Source organism: Acinetobacter sp. TUM15064 (assembly GCF_008980265.1).
Classification (GTDB): Bacteria; Pseudomonadota; Gammaproteobacteria; order Pseudomonadales; family Moraxellaceae; genus Acinetobacter.
Map to the genome: position 1 here is coordinate 12707 of NZ_BKFU01000004.1, position 18239 is coordinate 30945.

Here is an 18239-nt window from a genome sequence, read left to right on the forward strand (position 1 = left end):
TGTACGAGGGCTCTTTTGATCTTAGAAATCAGCCAATACAATTTTTCCCTGAGTGTGTTCAGACTCGATGGCAGCATGTGCTTGGCGCATATTCTCCGCATTAATACGTCCCATTATATGCTTGAGTGTGCTATGGATTTTTTGACTTTCGACTAAGGTTGTAACTTGTTGTAATAAGTGTCCTTGCGCTTGTATGTCAGAGGTTTGGAACATGGAGCGTGTGAACATAAACTCCCAATGTATCGCAACAGATTTACGTTTCAGTAAGCGAATATCGAGCTGCTCAGGGTCATCAATGAGCCCCAACTGACCTTGCGGTGCAATTAACTCTGCAATTTGGCTTAAGTAGTGGTCAGTATGTGTCGTTGAGAAAACATAACGTGGAGCAGGTAAATTCTGAGCTTGGATTTGCTCAACTAGAGATTGGTGATGATCTAACACGATATCTGCCCCCAATTGTTTAACCCATGCTTGACTCTCGGGACGGGAGGCTGTAGCGATGACTTGTAATTGGGTTTTAGCTTTGAGTAATTGAATGGCGATAGATCCTACACCACCAGCAGCACCAATAATTAGAATTGACTCATTTGTAGCATCATGTTGTTGTACTTGAAGTCGATCAAATAGCATTTCCCATGCGGTAATCGCGGTCAGCGGAATGGCAGCAGCTTCAGCAAAAGATAAGTTATGCGGTTTTAGACTGATAATACGCTCATCGACCACATGAAATTCAGCATTGCTGCCTGCTTTAGTCAAATCACCTGCATACCACACTTGATCGCCTACTTTAAAGTTTTCCACGTCTGGACCGACAGCGACGACTTCACCAGCAGCATCCCATCCTAAAATCTTGGACTGTCCATGTTCAGGTGAGACTCGGGTTCTGATTTTACAGTCGACGGGGTTTATAGAAATGGCTTTTATTGCCACTAAGACTTCTCTATTTTGAGGACTGGGTATATCGACTTCAATATCTTGTAATTGTTCGGCAGAACCAGCATGTAAATATCCAACAGCTTTCATAGTTTTCATCTCAAATTGGGTTTATGCTGAAAATGTTATCGTAGTTTTAAAAATGCTATATACGGTTAAATTCTGCATATAGTGTAAAAAAGGATACTGTTGAAATGGGTAAAGCAAAGCATTCACGCTTTAACTGTAGTCCAGGATGTTCGGTCGAGGCAGCAATTGGGATTTTGGATGGGAAATGGAAAAGTATTATTTTATGGCATTTGTTGACTGAAGACACCTTACGGTTTGGTGAGATTCGAAAACGAATACCGAATGTGACCCAACGGATGTTGACCAATCAGCTACGGGAACTCGAGGAAGATGGCATGATTCATCGGGAAGTATATCCGCAGGTGCCACCCAAGGTGGAATATAGCTTAACCCCTTTGGGGCGTAGTTTACGCCCCATCTTATTGGCACTTAAAGCCTGGGGAGATGAACATCTTGATTTATATGGGCAAGTTTTAGTTGTACAGAAAGAGTATAACGTAGCTGAAACCCCCAGACGCTTCAGCAGAAGTCGTGGATGTTATTAAGTCGTGAACGGTCCTGACTATAATTTCCCTACTTAAAAAGCCAGAAATCTATCCATATCAGCCCATCAGTGCTCCGAGGTTTGAACGTATTGTGAACGAAAACGCACGAGAACATATCGAAAAAATTTTAGCCAATATGACCACATTACCGGGCGTTTATCGCATGCTTGGTAAAGACGGTGAACTGCTGTATGTGGGCAAAGCGAAAAATTTAAAAAATCGTGTTTCCAGTTATTTTGTCAAAACCATTGAGCACCCGAAGACGCAGGCTTTGGTGGCGCGGATTTATGACATCGAAACCTTAGTCGTTCGTTCTGAAACTGAAGCACTGCTGCTTGAACAAAACCTGATTAAGCTACATCGTCCACCCTATAACATTATGCTCAGGGACGATAAGTCCTATGTCTATATCTTTGTCTCTGCCGACAAACCGTATCCACGGATTGCATCGGGTCGGGGCAAAGGCAAACACCAAGTTGGGAAGTTCTTTGGACCGTATCCGAGTGCATATAATGCACGGGATACTTTGTTGGTTTTGCAAAAACTGTTTAATGTTCGCCAGTGTGAAAATAGCTATTTTTCGCAGCGTAAGCGTCCTTGTTTGCAATATCAAATTAAACGTTGTTCAGCGCCGTGTGTGGGACTCATTAGCCCTGAAGAGTATAAAAATGATGTCGATAACTCGATTCGTTTTTTACAAGGAGACACCAAAGAGCTGAATCAAGAACTGATTGCGAAAATGGAGCAAGCGGCCGAAGCCTTAGAGTTTGAGAAAGCGGTGTTTTATCGTGACCGTATGGCGCTATTGCGGGATGTCCAGTCACAACAAGCCATTTATAAGCTCAAAGGTGAAGCGGATATTTTAGCGATTGCTTATCAGGCAGGAGTGACCTGCGTGCAGATCATGCATGTACGCAACGGCAAAATGTTGGGAGGCAAAAGTTATTTTCCAGATATGCTTGGAGATGATTTGGGGCAAATGCTGGCTGACTTCATGGCGAACTTCTATTTCCAAGTGGCAGATGAAGTGCCTAGCGAATTGATTGTGAATGTCGAACTGCCCGATCGAAAAGAACTGGAACAGGCGCTACAACAACAGTTTGATAAGAAAGTACAGATTAAGCATAGCGTGCGTGAGACACGTGCAGAATGGTTAGAATTGGCACAGATGAATGTGCAGCATGCGATCAAAGGACAATTGGCCAATCACTTTGAGCTGAATGAGCGTTTCCATCAACTTGAACAAGTGGTGGGGCGTCCGGTTGATCGGATCGAATGTTTTGACATCTCACATACCATGGGCGAAGAAACCGTGGCTTCGTGTGTCGTGTTCGACAGCGGTGGCATTCGTAAGCGCGATTATCGTCAGTTTTCAATTCAAGACATTACCGCGGGTGATGACTATGCCGCAATGCGCCAAGCGCTGACTCGTCGTTATAAAAAAGCCATGTTGCCTGATTTACTCTTGATTGATGGTGGTAAAGGGCAGTTGCATATGGCGATGGACGTTATGCAAGAGCTGGGTTTAGAGGCCTTTATGGTTGGGGTGTCAAAAGGAGAGGGGCGTAAACCGGGCCTTGAAACTCTACACTTTACCGATGGAACAAAAATTCAGTTGCCTGAAGACCATAAAGCATTGCATTTGATACAACAGGTGCGTGATGAGGCACATCGCTTTGCGATTACCAAGCACCGAGCCAAACGTGATAAAAAGCGTGGTTCATCCATTTTGGAAGTGATTCCGGGTTTGGGGCCGAAACGGCGCCGTGATTTATTGACTCACTTTGGTGGAATCCAAGGGGTGTTGAAAGCCTCGGAAAAAGATTTAACTTTGGTGCCTGGTTTGGGCGAAGTAATGGCCCGCACTATTTATAAAGTTTTACATGAATAGAACAGCAGTCACTGGGTTGGCAAAAGTGCTCATTGACGCATGGGTCACTGATCATTCACATCAGTTGAATTGTGTTGTAAAGATATGGAGGGAATTTAAAACAAGGATGCTCTATGTCACTTCAACACAGTTATCAAGCTTTGGCAGAACAAGAATGGATAGATATACCCACAGGTTGGTTGCAAGGACGCACCATTTATGGGGGATTGGTTGCAGGCTTAATGATGCAAAAAGCATTGTTGACTGTTGCTGATGATACGAAACATTTACTCAGTTGTAGCGTAACTTTTGTTGGGCCAGTACAGCAGGCCAAAGTTCGTTTAACCAGCGAGATTCTACGTCAAGGCAAGTCAGTGACGACTTTGGAAGTACGCTTATGGCAGGATGATGCGGTTCAAAGTATTTTAGTGGCAAGCTTTGGGACTCAGCGTGAATCGAGTATTCATGTGCATCAAGAACCTGTAGCGCCAACATTTCCATCGGTTGAAGGTCTGACAACCGCACCGCATCATCCACTTGCACCCGAGTGCTTTAAGCAGCTGGATATGGTGTGGGTGACAGGGCAGTATCCGTGTACAGCCAGTCCAAAACCTGATTTTTCAGGCTGGTATCGTTTTAACCCCAATTTGCATGAAAATCGTGACATGACTGTGGCAGACTTGATGGTGTCGATGGATATTTGGCCACCGGGTGTCTTACCCATGTTTAAAACGATGGCACCTGCAAGTTCGTTGACCTGGCATTTGACCTATGTGCATCCACTGAAAAATCAGTTACATGATTGGATGAAATTTCAAGTTGAAACGCAATATGCAGCAGACGGCTATTCGACGGAGTCTGCTTATTTATGGGATGCCGAAAACCGTTTAATCGCTATCTCACGGCAAACAGTAACCGTGTTTGCCTAGTGACACTGTACCTCAATTCGTATAAAGTGAGGCCTAATTACGATGAGTCGCATGCGAAAATAGATCGATGGTTTCATCGCGCATGAAGGGGAAAAATTGGCGGTGTCTATGACAGCAGGTCGAATCCTGAATATTCCAAACATCTTGACCTTGGCGCGTATTGCCCTAATTCCGGTCTTCTTATTGGTGGCTTATTGGCCTCCTGTAATGGGTATTGCTGAACACGCAGGCAATATGTCTCGTCATATTTTATTGACGTCTATTTTTGTTGTTGCTGCGGTGACAGATTGGTTTGATGGTTATTTGGCGCGGACTTTAAATCAGACTTCTGCATTTGGACGTTTCTTAGACCCTGTGGCGGATAAGCTGATGGTGGCAGCTGCACTGATTGTATTGGTGCAGTGGAAACCTGAAATTTCGATGGCATTTGCAGCGATTGTGATTATTTCTCGCGAAATAACGGTATCTGCCTTACGCGAGTGGATGGCCGAGTTGGGTGCACGTACCAATGTAGCTGTATCTACGGTTGGAAAATATAAAACCGCTTTTCAAATGATTGCAATTACGGTGTTCTTGCTGAATTGGCAACCGCTTGAAATGTTGGCTTATGCACTGTTGTATACCGCAGTGATTTTGACTTTGTGGTCGATGTTTATTTACCTCAAGGCAGCTTGGCCATATTTAAAACAGCCTTGATTTTTAGATGTCAAAAAGCTCCTGAGGGAGCTTTTTTTATATTGAAGAGAAGTCAACTATGCGTTTCTTCCTCAGTATCATCTTCAAAAGTTTTGGCAATTTTTTCAATATTTAGGCTCTTGGCCATCGCATCAAAAATTTCTTTATAAACGCCTTCCTGACGGTACAGTGCTTCATGTTCCCCATGTTCTGCAATACAGCCTTCTTTCATCACATAGGTATAATCGGCATCAATAATTTGCGACAAGCTATGTGAAATAATAATCACCGTTCGCCCTTGTTTGATCTGATCGAGGCTATGTTTAATCTGCTCGCTAGCAATCGCATCGAGGCTGGCGGTTGGCTCATCAAGAAAAATAATCGGTGGGTTTTTGAGGAACATGCGTGCCAGCGCAATGCGCTGTTGTTGCCCACCAGAGAGCATCAGGGCATCGGATTGATAGGCTTCGGGCAATTGAAGAATTTGCTTGTGAATGGACGCTTTTTCTGCGGCAGCGTAGACTTCATCATCTGTGGCATTGATTTTTCCATAACGAATATTGTCTAAAATACTGCCTTGGAAAATGTGATTTTTCTGTAAAACGAGACCAATGTGATCACGTAAATAAGTGGTGTCTATGTCTTGTAGGTCAATCCCATCGAGCTCAATTTTTCCTGCATCAGGCTGATAAAACTTATCCAATAAGCTAATTAAAGTGGACTTGCCTGCGCCCGATAAACCGACCAACGCTGTGATTTTATTCGGTCGAATTTCCATGTCGATTTGCTTTAATGCATGATGACCATTGGGATAGAAAAAATCGACATGCTTTAATGTGAACTTACCTTGAATTGTGGGTTTGAGCGTACCACTTTGCTCGATTTCATCATCGGCTTCTAAAATTTTAAAAAAGCTTTCCGCGTAAATCATCGCATCATTCACTTCATCATAAATACGGTGCAATGAACGAATGGGTGCGGAGACATTATTGAACAATAAAATATGAAACATGATCATCCCGATGCTCATCTGTCCATCGAGTACAAAGTACGCCGTGAGGATGATAATCAGCACAATCCCGATTTGTTCAATAAAGGTCTTTAAGCCATCAAATAAAAAACTGAGCTGCCGTGTTTGCATTTGGTTTTCGGTCAGTGCTTTTTGCAGTTTCAGTTGTTTGGTGGACTCAATAGACTCTCGGTTAAAGGATTTAATCACACTAATCGACTGGATAATACTCAGAATGCCTTGGCTCTTTTTTTCACGACCATCACGCAGTTTACGCCGCCATCCTCCTAGTTTTTTTGCTTGTTGAAAGGTCAGCCAAAAGTAAATCGGAATAATACTGGTTGCTACTAAACCGACATAAATATTGGCATAGTACATCAGTCCCAGTGCCACAATCGCACTGCTAAAGAGCGGTAAAATATCAATAAAAAAGATTTGTATGAGACGGGTGAGCGAACCAATGCCACGGTCAATTCGCGTTTGTAGCTTACCTGCTTGGTTCTGATCGGCATTAAAAAAGGTCAAACGATAGTTCAGGAATTTTTCAATAATACTTTGCGCCAAGTCTTGTGATACCAGAATGCGCAGTTTTTCCCCATAAAATTTTTGACCAAACTGCACCAAGGCACTGATGATTTCTTTGCTGAGTAAAATCACAGAAATAGTGATCAAAATGTGTAGGCCTTCGGTCAGTCCTTGGCCTTGTTCGACCAGACGGTTGATACTGTCGACGGCATATTGCAAAGTCAGGGCATTGACCTGCGCGGTGAAGGAACCAATGAGCGTCAGGATCAAGGTCGCAATCACCAATATCCGATAGGGGTGGACAAAGGGGCGAAGCTTTTGAAACAACTGCCAAAGGTTCATACATGCTTCTTTTTATTGTGAAAGTTCACATGAGTGTATGCATAAGGAGGCTAGGCGACAAGCTGTGACTTTGTTTTGATTTGTGTCGTTCTAAATTCAGTTAAACTGTTTGCAGAGGAGGAAAAGTCATGACCTTAGATCTGTTTAGTCCTGAACCGCAAGAAAACTTGCTCCCATGTGATGGGCAGGTGCAGGATTTGGGCTTGATTTTAACTGCGGAGCAAAGTGCGAAATATTTGGATTATTTTTTAGCGCATTTGGCATGGCAACCTGACGAGGTCGTGTTATATGGCAAACGTTATGTCACGGAACGAAAAGTGGTGTGGTATGGCGATACTGAGTATCAATATCGCTATTCGGGGAGTGCCAAGCAAGCACTGTTATGGCATCCTGCTTTGTTTCGTTTAAAACAGCATATTGAGCAACTGGTGGGGCATCCATTTAATTCATGTTTAGCCAATTTATATGAAAATGGTAGCCAAGCTGTGGGCTGGCATAGTGATGATGAACCTTCACTACGTTCGCCGCAGCAAGACAATGTGGTGATTGCCTCACTCAGTTTTGGTGCAACTCGTAAGTTTTGCTTTAAGCACAAGTTTAAACAGGAAAAAGTTGAGCTTATGCTACACAGTGGGCAATTGATCGTGATGCGTGGACAGACTCAGCGCTACTGGAAACATGCGTTGATGAAATCCAGTAAAATCACTGAGCCACGACTGAATTTAACCTTTCGCTATTTCTATCCCGCACAGCAAGGCTAAATAAAATTTAGGTCTCAATATTATGTAGCAGGTTGCATTTCTGTTCGATTTGTAGTGCGCTATGTCTTAATATTTCGACCATTTTTTTCAGATCGACAAATTCAAATCGGTTCTTCGAAGCCAATAAGGTCAGTGCCAACGGCGTATCTTTGGGTGAAAATTTGACAGGTACGGAAAGACTGGCAAGATTGGGGTCAAACTCGCCATTGGAAAAATAATAGCCCTGTTTCTTAATGGCTTTCATTTTCTGTAAAAATTCGTCTTGGCTCGCGGCAAAATTGACCTCAGCCAGTTGAGTAGCAAATTTTTGATAATATTCAATAATTTTGGCTTTGCTAAGCTGTGAGATCACCACTTTCGGCGATGAACCCAAATACACGGGACGTGGGCAACCCCGCCCATAGGAAAATAACTCAAGGTCTTTAAAGACTTCACCATATAGGTCAATACAGTGCTCTGCGTTGAGCTGGGTGAGGATACAGCAAAACTCTGTTCGCTCAACGATGTCTTGCATAAAAGGAATGCTGATTTGTAATAACGGATCTGTGGTTCGAGAGATATAGTCCAACACAGCAATTTGAGAGCCCAAAGTATAGTCACCGCTGGTTCCGCTTAAACGCTGTAAAAGTCCTGCGGACACCAATTCTTTTAAGTAGCGATAACTTGTAGGTTGTGAAAGCCCCAGTTCGGCACTGATAGTATCGACATTGATAATCGGGCGTGACACAGAAAAGAGGCCTAAGACAGTGAGAATTTTACCAAAACTTGAAAGTGCCATAACAACCTACTGAGTCAAAAATCATCTATCTGAGCAATAGTGACTATATAACAAAAAACACATAACTTTGACATGGTTTTCTGTTTACGCAGAAGGCTTGAGAAACTTTTAATATGCAGAATTGATCTGAAAAACAAGCGATAAAACACAGATAAAAAAGATTGTATTATCATATAGAGATATTTTGATTGACAAAAATAATTAATTTTGGAAAAATTGTCTATAGAAATGTCTTTTAATGAATAATGTTTCATTATTTTTTTGAGCGTTTTCTTTCCTGTCACATGGTGCTGTCTTTGCCCATGTCTGTAAAAGACTTCATTTATTGGAATTATTTTTGATTCGTTTTCGCTTCTGGTGAGGATGAAGTGTTGCTGTTTGCTTGAGCAATACTGCGTTGAAGAATCCTGTAGATGTTGTCATTCAGCGCATTTAGAGATGATTTATGTTCCTGACCAAACAGTTAATCGCATTTCGTCCAAATAAATTGGATTGGATTTTTGCGAGCAAAACTTTTTTGGCAGGCATGCTTTCACTGTATGTGGCATTTTCCTTAGATCTGGCTTATCCCATTTGGGCTATAGGCACGGTCTTCGTGATTGCCAATCCTTATACTGGAATGGCCGCTTCAAAGAGCGTATATCGTGTTTTGGGAACGCTGTTGGGCGCTATTGTTTCACTTGCGGTTACCCCAAATCTGATTAATACCCCTGAACTATTCACCTTGTTTTTGGCGACGTGGGTCGGATTTTGCCTATATTTTTCTTTATTGGATCGAACGCCACGTAGCTATATTTTTATGTTGGCTGGTTATACCACAGTCATTATTTGCTACAACATTATTTATAACATTGAAACTACGTCAATGTTTGATATGGCGATTGGGCGCTTTATCGAAATTACGGTTGGAGTGTTATGTAGTGCCGTGGTGAATGCGGTACTGTTCCCTATGCATATTGGTCCTGTGGTGAAAACCCGTGTTTCACAGACTCTTCAAGATACCCGGGCAGTTTTTGATAAAATCCTCAATGCGGACGTAAAAGCCATCAATTACAGCGCTACGCTCAGTCATATCACGCGTGATATTGCTGATATTCATGTGATGGCTGTGTACTTGAGCTATGAAAAATCAGCATTACAAGGCATGACCAAACCCTTACAAGAAATGTTGCATCAACTGAGTATGTTGGTGACCAATCTGGTGGCGATGGCAGAGCGGATTCAGCAGCTAGACCACATTGATGTTGCGTACCGTCCTGCTTTAGAAAAAGTGCATGTGCAGATCGTCGAGTTTTTGCAAGGCGATCAAGCCATTTTAGAACAAAAACTAAACCATTTGCCTGAACAATTTGAGTCGAGTTTCCAAGACGTGTTTGACAGTGCCTTGCCACAGCAGCATGTCATATTGGCCAGTTTAAAAATGGATGTGCGTCATTTTATTCAAAATATACGTGCCATTAAGTTGATTTGGCAACGTATTCAACAAGGCGATGACAGTTTACCTGCGACCGTGATCCCGATGAGTACGACTTATCCTAACTTACATCGCGATCATGGTATCGCAGTACGTGGTGGTGTTTCTGCTTTTATCGTGGTGATTGTGGCGACTGGCTTTTGGATCGTCAGTGGCTGGAAAGCAGGTTTTATGATGGCGGAAATGGCGGCTATTTGTGCTTGCATTCTCACCAGTATGGATAATCCCGTTCCTGCCTTAAAAATTTTTATCCGTGGCAGTTTGTATGCGGCGATTATTGTCTTTATTTATGCTTATGGCATCTTCCCGCAAGTCAGCGCTTTTTGGATGTTAGCGATAGTGTTGGCCCCTTTTTGTATGTATTGCCTGATGCTGTTTTTACATCCGCCACTTACAGGCTTGGAGTTGCCTTTATTGATGGGTGTGGTCATGGGCTTAAACCTGCAAAACCGTTATCACCTAGATCAAGTAACGTTCTTTGATGCCTCGATTGGTACAGTTCTTGGTCCGATCATTTCTGTCTATGTGATTCATTTGGTTCGTGCGATGTCGCCGGACATTACAGCCAAACGAATCCTGTCTTTACACTATAAAGCGATACGACAAGCGCTATATTTGCCTTATGGGGTCGAGTTTAGAGTGCATTTGCGTAGTATGTTGGATCGGATAGGTGTGTTGAATACCAAGTTGGTACAGTCTGATGTACTGAAGCAAAAAATCAATTTGGCATTGATTGAGTCCAGTGCAGTGATTGATTTGACCCGAGTACAAGAATTAATGGATCAGTTATCAGGCTATACAACCCTTACTAGACATTTACAAAAATTACAAAGCCAAATAGATGTATTTTTTCAGGCCAAGGAGAGACATACGGCTGACTCAAAGTGTAGGCAAGACATTTTAGATAAAATTCAGGATATTCAAGTCGAATTGGTACAGATTGATGATTTGAGCATTGCACGTCGTTTGCAGGTTTCTCTAAATAATATTCAAAGTAGTTTGTGTCATGCGACATGGGATGAAATGCCCCAAGTCGGTTTGTTGGGAGCATAACGATGGGTGAACTCAATATCTATGGCGTATATGTCCCTGTTTTGGTCGTTCAGGCACTTTTGGCCTACATCGGTTTAAGGCTACTCATGCGGGTGACTGACCCTTGGGTTGATAAAGGTTGGATTTTTTTACCCAGTATTTTTTATTTATGTCTATATATCACGCTGCTAGGCATAGTCCATTGGGGTTTTATCGTGCGCTTTTCTTAAGCACACATTTGATTGAAATGAATGAGGTAAAATGAACATGGCATCCTTTGATTGGCGTAAAGTCAGCCGACCCTTAACTTTAGTTGTCATCGTGGTTGTTGCGATTTTGGTAATCGCTCATCTTTGGCACTACTACAATGCTGAGCCGTGGACACGTGATGGGCGGATTCGAGGTGATGTGATTCAAGTCTCTTCAGATGTTTCAGGCTTAGTCACTGAGGTTTTGGTGCGTGACAATCAAACGGTAAGAAAAGGGCAAGTGCTGTTTAAAATTGACATAGCACGTCAAGCTTTGGATGTCGAACAAGCCAAATCAGACTTAGCTAAAGCCAAAGCCAGTTTGGCTTCTGCTGAAGCAGAATTGTTTCAGAGCAAAGCCAACTGGGTCAAGTCACAGGCCAATAGCCTTTTGGCTGATAAAAATGCAGATCGCTATGCTAATTTGATGGAGGGTGCGATTTCAAAACAAGAACAAGATCAGATGTTTGCTGTACGAGATCAATCACATGCCGAACAGGAGCAAATGCAAGCCGCAATTCAGCAAGCCAAAGCCAATATTGCCCAGCAGCAGGCACTCATTGACGTTGCAACCAGTAATTTACATTTGGCGGAATTAAACTTGAACCGTTCCGAAGTAGTAGCACCTGCCGATGGCACATTGTCTAACTTTGAGATGAAAGCAGGCAACTATGTCAAAGTGGGGCAAGCGGTAGCGGCGTTGTTGGATCGTTCACAACTTTATGTGGTGGGCTATTTTGAAGAAACCAAGTTAAATAAAATTTATCTCGGTGCTCCCGCAACCATTCAGTTGATGGGTGATTCGGGAAGTTTAAAAGGTCATGTGCAGGGCATTGCCTCAGGCATTGAAGATCGTGAACGAACATCCAGTACAGGTCTACTGGCAAATGTAAATCCAACTTTTAGTTGGGTGCGTTTAGCGCAACGCGTTCCTGTAAAAATTGCATTAGATGAAATTCCAAAGAATGAATTGGCATTTGTTGCGGGGCGAACTGTGACAGTACATATTATCGAGAAGAGCCACTAAATTGGTCTTTCTTCATCTCTTAAAAAAGCATCCTTATTGGATGCTTTTTTAAGATGATTCGCTATGTTTCGATAGACTTTGAACTAAGGAGTAAGTCCTTTGGGTTCACGATACCAACTTTCAATAAATAATGCAGCGGCAAGGCTATCTGCAGAGAGATTTTTCCCTCTGCCTTGTGCTTGGTAGTGACTTAACTCATCGCGGGCAGAGCGGGTACTTAAACGTTCATCCACCATCCACGTTTCAATATTGGTCTGATGACGTAAACGACGCGCAAATTTACGCGCGCGGGCCGAGAGTTCTGACTCACTATCATCCATATTCAGCGGTAAACCGACTAAAAATAGATTGGGTTGATATTGCTTGACAATTTTATGCAAATCATTCCAATTGGGAATGCCATCTCTCATGGGAAACAACGCCAAAGGTGTGGCACTTTCAATCAATGCTTGACCGACAGCCATGCCCATTTTCTGTGTACCAAAGTCAAATGCCATAATCATTTGGGGCGTGTTTAAATCAGGCATGTCCAATCTCAGATGACAACCAGGTTCTGTCGAGCCCCAACTTTTTGTAGGCAGCATCCCAACGGTCGTTATAAGGAATATTAAAAATCAAATCCATATCAGCATCACAGACCAGCCAATCACCACGAGCGAGTTCATCTTCCAATTGGTTTTTGGTCCAGCTGGCATAACCCAAAGCAATTTGATAACGACCCACACCTTCGTTATGGGCAATGGCATCTAGAATATCTTTAGAGGTAGTGATACAGATGTTTTCTCCCACCGCAATAGATGAGTGCCATGTTGGTTGGCCAGTATGTAAGACAAAGCCTGCTTCAGGACGTAAAGGGCCACCTTGGAGTACATCATGAGGGCGGACATGATCTGCTTCAATTTCAAGATCATTGAGCAATTCCTTAACAGAAAGTCCTGAAGGTCGGTTGATGATGATGCCTTGAGCTCCTTCTTCATCGTGTCGAGCCAAATAAATCACCGTATTGGCAAAAAAATCATCTGCCATATCGGGCGGGGCAATGAGACAGCGATGCGTCAGATATTGTTTGCTCACCTAAAGGCTTCTCCTTGAAATTGAAATGCTTCTAGTAAATGTTCCTAATTACCACGTTACTAGACTAATGCCTATTCTCCAAATCTTTTTTTGTGATCCAATCTACATATTCTAAGCAGACTGGAACTTTAGCTGGCGTAATTGCTTGGCATGTTGCAGTGTGGTGTCGTTGATTTCAACCCCCCCTGTCATGCGTGCGAGCTCATTGATTCGCTCATCTTCTTCTAAACTTAAAATGGTACTGCTGGCAGGATCAGTTTGGCGCTTTTTCACCAATAGATGTTGGTCGGATTGTGCTGCGACTTGGGCTTGGTGGGTAATACATAAAATTTGCACGTGTGAGCCTAAGTCGGCCAATAGGCGTCCCACAATTTCCGCCGTACCACCACTGATCCCGACATCAATTTCATCAAACACCAAAACTTCTGCTTCAGTTTTTTCAGCATTCATCACTTGCATGACCAAGGCAATACGTGAGAGTTCACCGCCTGATGCTACTTTGGCTAAGGGCTGAGGTGGGATACCTTTATTGGCTGTAAATAATAGTTGGATAAAGCTGAGTCCCTCACTTGAAGCCTGTTCCAAAGGTTCAAACTTAAACTCAAAATGAGCTTCAGGTAGGGCCAGTTGTTTCACTTGTTCGGTTAAATGTTTGGCCAGTGGTGCGGCTGCATCTTGGCGAATTTGATCCAGATGGTGTGCTTTATCTAAAAAGTCTTGATGCGAGCGCTCGACTTGTTCTGCCAGTGTTTCAGGGTCTTCTAATAAGTGAAGTTGTTCTAATTCGACTTGCCATTGTTCATATTCTTGCTTGAGCAATTCAGGCTGCGTGCGATATTTACGTGCAAAACGATGGAACATTTCAAGCTGTGTATTGAGCTCTTCCATGCGTTCAGGGTCGTAGCTTTGACGGTCAATAAACTGACGTAGGTTGGCTGTGGCATCTTCAAGTTCACTTTGCGCATTCAGCAAAGAGGTGTGAATCTCAGCCAATTGCTCACTACGGCCTGCATGCGACTCTAAACGACGAAGAATACTGGAAACTTCTTGATTAATGTTCTGCTCTGCATCATCTAATGCATTTAAGGCATAACTGCTGTCTTGCATGATGTTTTCATGATGTGAAAGACGGTCAAACTCTTGTTCAATCTCCTTGTAGTCGATTTGAACCACATCTTCGAGTTCTTCAAGTTGTAGGTTTAACGTGTCGATACGCTGTTTTCGTGTGGCTTGGGCATCCAATGCTGCTTGGTGCTGACGGATGTCTTTTTGCCAAGTACTATAAGCTTCACGTACAGCCTGCGCTTCAGGGTAGAAGTTGTGATACAGGTCTAACCAGCGCTTTGGATAAGGTGGCTCTAACAGCTGTTGCTGACTGTGTTGACTGTAGAGTTGTACCAACAAACGGCCAATTTCTTTTAATTCAGCTAAGCTACTCGGACGGCCATTAATCCATGCTTTGCTTCGTCCTGTAGCAAAGATCACACGTCTTAAATGAATTTCGCCTGACTCATCATCGAGTTCATGTGACTTTAACCATGTTGCTTCAGGGCTATGTTCTTGATAACTAAAAATAGCGGTCACATCGGCTTTGTCTGAACCAAAACGAACATAGTTAGTGTCGGTGCGTTCACCTAGACATGCTGACAGTGCATCAAGTAATAAAGATTTACCTGCACCTGTTTCACCCGTTAAGACATTAAAGCCTTGATCAATATCAAGGGCTAAGTGATCAGCTAAAGCAAAGTTAATTAAAGTTAAATGTGTCAGCATAAACGCATCCGAGCTGCGAAAAGTTTTAGTTTAAGATAGTCAAGTTTTATTCAGCCGACAAGACGGCAGTGCTATTGGTTTTCGTTAAAACTGGACTATTTTAGCTTGAATCCTAAAGACGACCTAATAGATTTTTAAATCGCGTCGTGAATCTAAAATTGGTAGCAAAGTTGTCTTTGGTTTCTAGATATATTCAAAATGACTATTTTAGGAGGCTTAGACAGGCAAAAATTAAGCCAAAGTGTAGAGAGAAGAGGTGCAATTGTACAATGGTCGGGCTTTAACAAAATATTGATTGAATGGAATAAAACATGGATTGATTAGTTAATCGCACATCTTTAAACTAGCACATCAATATGATTATAAATGCGCATTATCTGGAGTGTATGCATGTCAACTCAGTTCGATCATGTCTCTGTCATTAAAAAATCCAATGTTTATTTTGGCGGTTTATGCATTAGCCATACTGTACAGTTTGAAGATGGTACCAAAAAAACGTTAGGTGTCATTCTACCGACAGAGCAAGCATTGACGTTCGAAACACATGTGCCAGAGCGTATGGAAATTATTTCAGGCGAATGTCGTGTGCAGATTGCAGACAGTGAAGAGAGCGAATTGTTCCGTGCGGGACAGTCTTTTTACGTGCCTGGCAATAGCCGTTTCAAAATTGAAACTGATGAAGTTTTAGATTACGTGTGTCATTTAGAAGGCTAAGCTTTCAGACGATACTCACTAAGTAATTTTAAGCAAAATCAGTTAAACTAGATATTGCACAGCAATCCTGTAAAGTCAGCTTTACAGGATTTTTATTTTGGCACATCGTGTCGATGGTGATTTATCTTTTAGAGGTCCTACATGGCTAAACCTGAATATTTTTATGGCGTTCATTCGGTGGAGTCATTGTTGGAGCTTGAGCCTGAACGTGTGCTCACACTTTTTACCTTAAAAGGGCGTGATGACCAGCGTTTAAAGCGTGTGCTTGAACTGGCTGAACCTTTTGGGATTAGTGTGCAACAAACGGGCCGTGATCGCTTGGAAAAAATGGCTGGCTTGCCGTTCCACCAAGGAGTTGTGGCTGCGGTCCGTCCTAATCCAGTTTTCAATGAAAAAGATCTAGAAGCTTTACTTAAACAGTCGCCAAATTGTTTATTGCTGGGTTTAGACCAAGTCACCGATCCGCATAACCTCGGCGCATGTATCCGTACTGCTGCTGCAATGGGCGTTGAAGCTGTGATTGTGCCTCGTGATCGTTCTGCAAGTTTGACCCCGACTGCGCGCAAAGTTGCGGCAGGTGGTGCTGAAAAAGTTAAATTTATTCAAGTAACCAATTTGGCTCGGACGTTAGCGCAAATTAAGGAAGAATTTAATGTGCGTGTGGTTGGTACCATGTTGGATGAAAAAGCCTTGCCGCTACAACAGTTCGATTTTACGGGCACTGCTGTATGTGTGGTGATGGGTGCTGAAGATACAGGCCTGCGTCCAATTACCCAGTCTCAATGTGATCAAACAGTATATATCCCGATGGCAGGCAACTTGCAAAGTCTGAATGTCAGTGTAGCAACGGGTATGGCTTTGTATGAAGCATGTCGTCAACGTAATATCTAAAATTTTTTAATTTCCGATTCAATTTAAATCCAATGATGACCCCTCAAAAACAAGGCTATGTATTTATTGCCATCACCATGTGTATTTGGGGGGGATTTACCTTAACGGCTCGGCTCAGTGCTAATTGGGGCATTGGGGCGTGGGATATTACTGCCTTACGTTTTCTCTTGGCATTTTGCATCTTAATGCCGATCTTGATCTATAAAAAGGATACCGCCTTTTTGTGGAAGAAAGAGCCTTTTATTTTGGCGATGATTGGTGGGGTATGTTATTGCATCACCGCTTATAGTGCATTTCATTATGTGCCTGCGGCACATGCTGCGATCTTTCTCAATGGCTGCATTCCACTTTGCACGGCTGTCGCGGCTTATCTTTTATTTCGGCAGCCCTTTGACCGGCATACTTGGCTTAGCCTCAGTATAATGTTGCTTGCACTGACGGTCATGAGTGGGTTGATGTATCAAGAAACAGGTATCGCTTTTAGTTTAGGGGATGGTTTATTTTTCCTCAGTGCTGTGCTTTGGGGAACATTTACTGTCTTGCTTCGGCAATGGAAATTATCTGCGTGGCATTCCATGGCAGGTGTTGCGGTTTGGGCTGCGATTGTATTTGTACCAATTTATGTTTTGTTTTTGCCCAAAACCCTCGCACATGTGCAACCTGTGCAATTGATTGCTCAGGTCATATTTCATGGCATATTTGTGGTGATTGTAGCGACTCTTACTTATGTGGAGGCTATTAAACGTTTGGGGGCATTTAAAACAGGCAGTATTGTCACCTTAGCACCATTTATTGCTGCAATAATTGCAGTTCCTCTGCTCAATGAGCCGCTGAGTGTTGCCATTTTATGTGGGCTTGTAGGGATGGGGATTGGTGCCTTGCAGCCTTGGCGCTGGATACGTAAGGACAGTTTGAAAGCCCAACTCGTGCAACAAAAAAAGCAGTCATAATCGACTGCTTTTTTTAGGCTTCTGAACGAGCTAAATACTTTAAATGCAAAGGTCTGAGCTGTGCGTATAAGTGCTCCAAATGTCCATCATTTATCACAATATCATTGGCTAAAGCCTGTTTTTGCTCGCGTGGCATTTGAGCTTGAATGATGGCCTGAATCTGCTCAATATTTTGATGGTCACGTTGAGAAGCACGCAAAATTTGTAGATCTATAGAAGCATCAATCAACAGGGTGTGTTGGGTTAGTTCATGTTGATTGGTCTCAAACAGTAGCGGTGAAACCAAAATCACATAAGGGCTAGTCGCATCTTGCAATTGTTGTCTGATGGACTGGCGAATAGCAGGGTGGGTGATATTTTCCAATTGCGTGCGGGCAGCGGGGTCTTGGAAAATGTGTTCGCGCAAAGCGCGGCGATTCAGTTCGCCGTTGTCTAGGAGCACCCAATCTCCAAACTGGGCTTGAATGTGTTGCAGTGCGGGCTGACCTACAGCCACAATTTCTCGAGCAACCACATCTGCATCAACCACGTGAATGCCTTGTTGTTCAAACCAGTGACTTGCGGCAGATTTCCCGCTACCGATTCCGCCTGTCAGACCTAAAATAAATGCCATAGGTTTT

General features: G+C 42.9%; 18 protein-coding genes. 11 read left to right on the forward strand and 7 right to left on the reverse strand.

Translation table 11 applies throughout. From position 1 onward, the window contains the following. Positions 1-21: 21 nt before the first annotated feature. A complete protein-coding gene (locus GBI16_RS02105) occupies positions 22-1023 on the reverse strand; it encodes a zinc-binding alcohol dehydrogenase family protein (protein ID WP_151706428.1) in 1002 nt (333 codons plus the stop codon). A 104-nt stretch (positions 1024-1127) separates the two neighbouring features. On the opposite strand from GBI16_RS02105, the gene GBI16_RS02110 reads away from it, so the two are divergent. From GBI16_RS02110 to pgsA, 4 genes are all read left to right on the forward strand, one after another. Beyond that, the gene (locus tag GBI16_RS02110) at positions 1128-1547 is read left to right on the forward strand and encodes a helix-turn-helix domain-containing protein (protein WP_151706429.1); all 420 of its coding nucleotides are present in this window, start codon (positions 1128-1130) and stop codon (positions 1545-1547) included. Positions 1548-1638: 91 nt separating this feature from the next. Further along, the gene (uvrC, locus tag GBI16_RS02115; protein ID WP_151706430.1) at positions 1639-3438 is read left to right on the forward strand and encodes an excinuclease ABC subunit UvrC; all 1800 of its coding nucleotides are present in this window, start codon (positions 1639-1641) and stop codon (positions 3436-3438) included. A 113-nt stretch (positions 3439-3551) separates the two neighbouring features. Beyond that, entirely contained in the window at positions 3552-4346 is a 795-nt protein-coding gene (locus tag GBI16_RS02120) for a thioesterase family protein (protein WP_151706431.1), read from the forward strand. Between the two features lie 108 nt (positions 4347-4454). Continuing rightward, complete coding sequence (gene pgsA / locus GBI16_RS02125) at positions 4455-5042, forward strand: CDP-diacylglycerol--glycerol-3-phosphate 3-phosphatidyltransferase (protein ID WP_086209710.1); 588 nt, start codon at positions 4455-4457, stop codon at positions 5040-5042. A gap of 52 nt (positions 5043-5094) precedes the next feature. Here the strand turns inward: pgsA and GBI16_RS02130 are convergent, their stop codons facing one another. Beyond that, positions 5095-6897 (reverse strand): ABC transporter ATP-binding protein, encoded by a 1803-nt coding sequence (locus GBI16_RS02130; RefSeq protein ID WP_151706432.1) that lies wholly within the window; start codon positions 6895-6897, stop codon positions 5095-5097. Positions 6898-7025: 128 nt separating this feature from the next. Here GBI16_RS02130 and GBI16_RS02135 point away from each other — a divergent pair, with 128 nt between their 5' ends. After that, a complete protein-coding gene (locus GBI16_RS02135) occupies positions 7026-7658 on the forward strand; it encodes an alpha-ketoglutarate-dependent dioxygenase AlkB (protein WP_086209708.1) in 633 nt (210 codons plus the stop codon). 7 nt (positions 7659-7665) lie between these two features. On the opposite strand, the gene GBI16_RS02140 is transcribed toward GBI16_RS02135, so the two are convergent. Beyond that, positions 7666-8436 carry an IclR family transcriptional regulator gene (locus GBI16_RS02140; RefSeq protein WP_086209707.1) on the reverse strand — a complete coding sequence of 257 codons (771 nt, stop codon included), beginning with the start codon at positions 8434-8436 and terminating at the stop codon, positions 7666-7668. Between the two features lie 445 nt (positions 8437-8881). Here GBI16_RS02140 and GBI16_RS02145 point away from each other — a divergent pair, with 445 nt between their 5' ends. Genes GBI16_RS02145 through GBI16_RS02155 form a run of 3 tightly spaced genes read left to right on the forward strand, consistent with a single transcriptional unit; the run spans position 8882 to position 12217 of the window. After that, on the forward strand, positions 8882-10963 hold the full coding sequence (locus GBI16_RS02145) for an FUSC family protein (protein WP_151706433.1): 2082 nt from the start codon (positions 8882-8884) through the stop codon (positions 10961-10963). 2 nt (positions 10964-10965) lie between these two features. Next, on the forward strand, positions 10966-11172 hold the full coding sequence (locus GBI16_RS02150) for a DUF1656 domain-containing protein (protein ID WP_086209705.1): 207 nt from the start codon (positions 10966-10968) through the stop codon (positions 11170-11172). Positions 11173-11209: 37 nt separating this feature from the next. Next, on the forward strand, positions 11210-12217 hold the full coding sequence (locus GBI16_RS02155) for an HlyD family secretion protein (protein WP_086209813.1): 1008 nt from the start codon (positions 11210-11212) through the stop codon (positions 12215-12217). 83 nt (positions 12218-12300) lie between these two features. On the opposite strand, the gene ruvX is transcribed toward GBI16_RS02155, so the two are convergent. From ruvX to recN, 3 genes are all read right to left on the reverse strand, one after another. Further along, the gene (ruvX, locus tag GBI16_RS02160; RefSeq protein WP_086209704.1) at positions 12301-12744 is read right to left on the reverse strand and encodes a Holliday junction resolvase RuvX; all 444 of its coding nucleotides are present in this window, start codon (positions 12742-12744) and stop codon (positions 12301-12303) included. Further along, positions 12737-13291, reverse strand: a complete 555-nt coding sequence (locus GBI16_RS02165; protein ID WP_086209703.1) for a YqgE/AlgH family protein — start codon at positions 13289-13291, stop codon at positions 12737-12739. The genes ruvX and GBI16_RS02165 overlap by 8 nt, the downstream gene beginning before the upstream one ends. Before the next feature lie 111 nt (positions 13292-13402). Continuing rightward, positions 13403-15064: a DNA repair protein RecN gene (gene recN / locus GBI16_RS02170; protein WP_086209702.1), complete on the reverse strand. Its 1662-nt coding sequence runs from the start codon at positions 15062-15064 to the stop codon at positions 13403-13405. Between the two features lie 390 nt (positions 15065-15454). Here recN and GBI16_RS02175 point away from each other — a divergent pair, with 390 nt between their 5' ends. From GBI16_RS02175 to GBI16_RS02185, 3 genes are all read left to right on the forward strand, one after another. Continuing rightward, on the forward strand, positions 15455-15778 hold the full coding sequence (locus GBI16_RS02175; RefSeq protein WP_086209701.1) for a pyrimidine/purine nucleoside phosphorylase: 324 nt from the start codon (positions 15455-15457) through the stop codon (positions 15776-15778). Positions 15779-15919: 141 nt separating this feature from the next. Next, the gene (gene rlmB / locus GBI16_RS02180) at positions 15920-16669 is read left to right on the forward strand and encodes a 23S rRNA (guanosine(2251)-2'-O)-methyltransferase RlmB (RefSeq protein WP_086209700.1); all 750 of its coding nucleotides are present in this window, start codon (positions 15920-15922) and stop codon (positions 16667-16669) included. A gap of 32 nt (positions 16670-16701) precedes the next feature. Then, complete coding sequence (locus GBI16_RS02185) at positions 16702-17619, forward strand: DMT family transporter (RefSeq protein WP_171264462.1); 918 nt, start codon at positions 16702-16704, stop codon at positions 17617-17619. 13 nt (positions 17620-17632) lie between these two features. On the opposite strand, the gene coaE is transcribed toward GBI16_RS02185, so the two are convergent. Next, positions 17633-18232 (reverse strand): dephospho-CoA kinase, encoded by a 600-nt coding sequence (gene coaE, locus GBI16_RS02190; RefSeq protein WP_086209699.1) that lies wholly within the window; start codon positions 18230-18232, stop codon positions 17633-17635. Between the last annotated feature and the right edge of the window lie 7 nt (positions 18233-18239).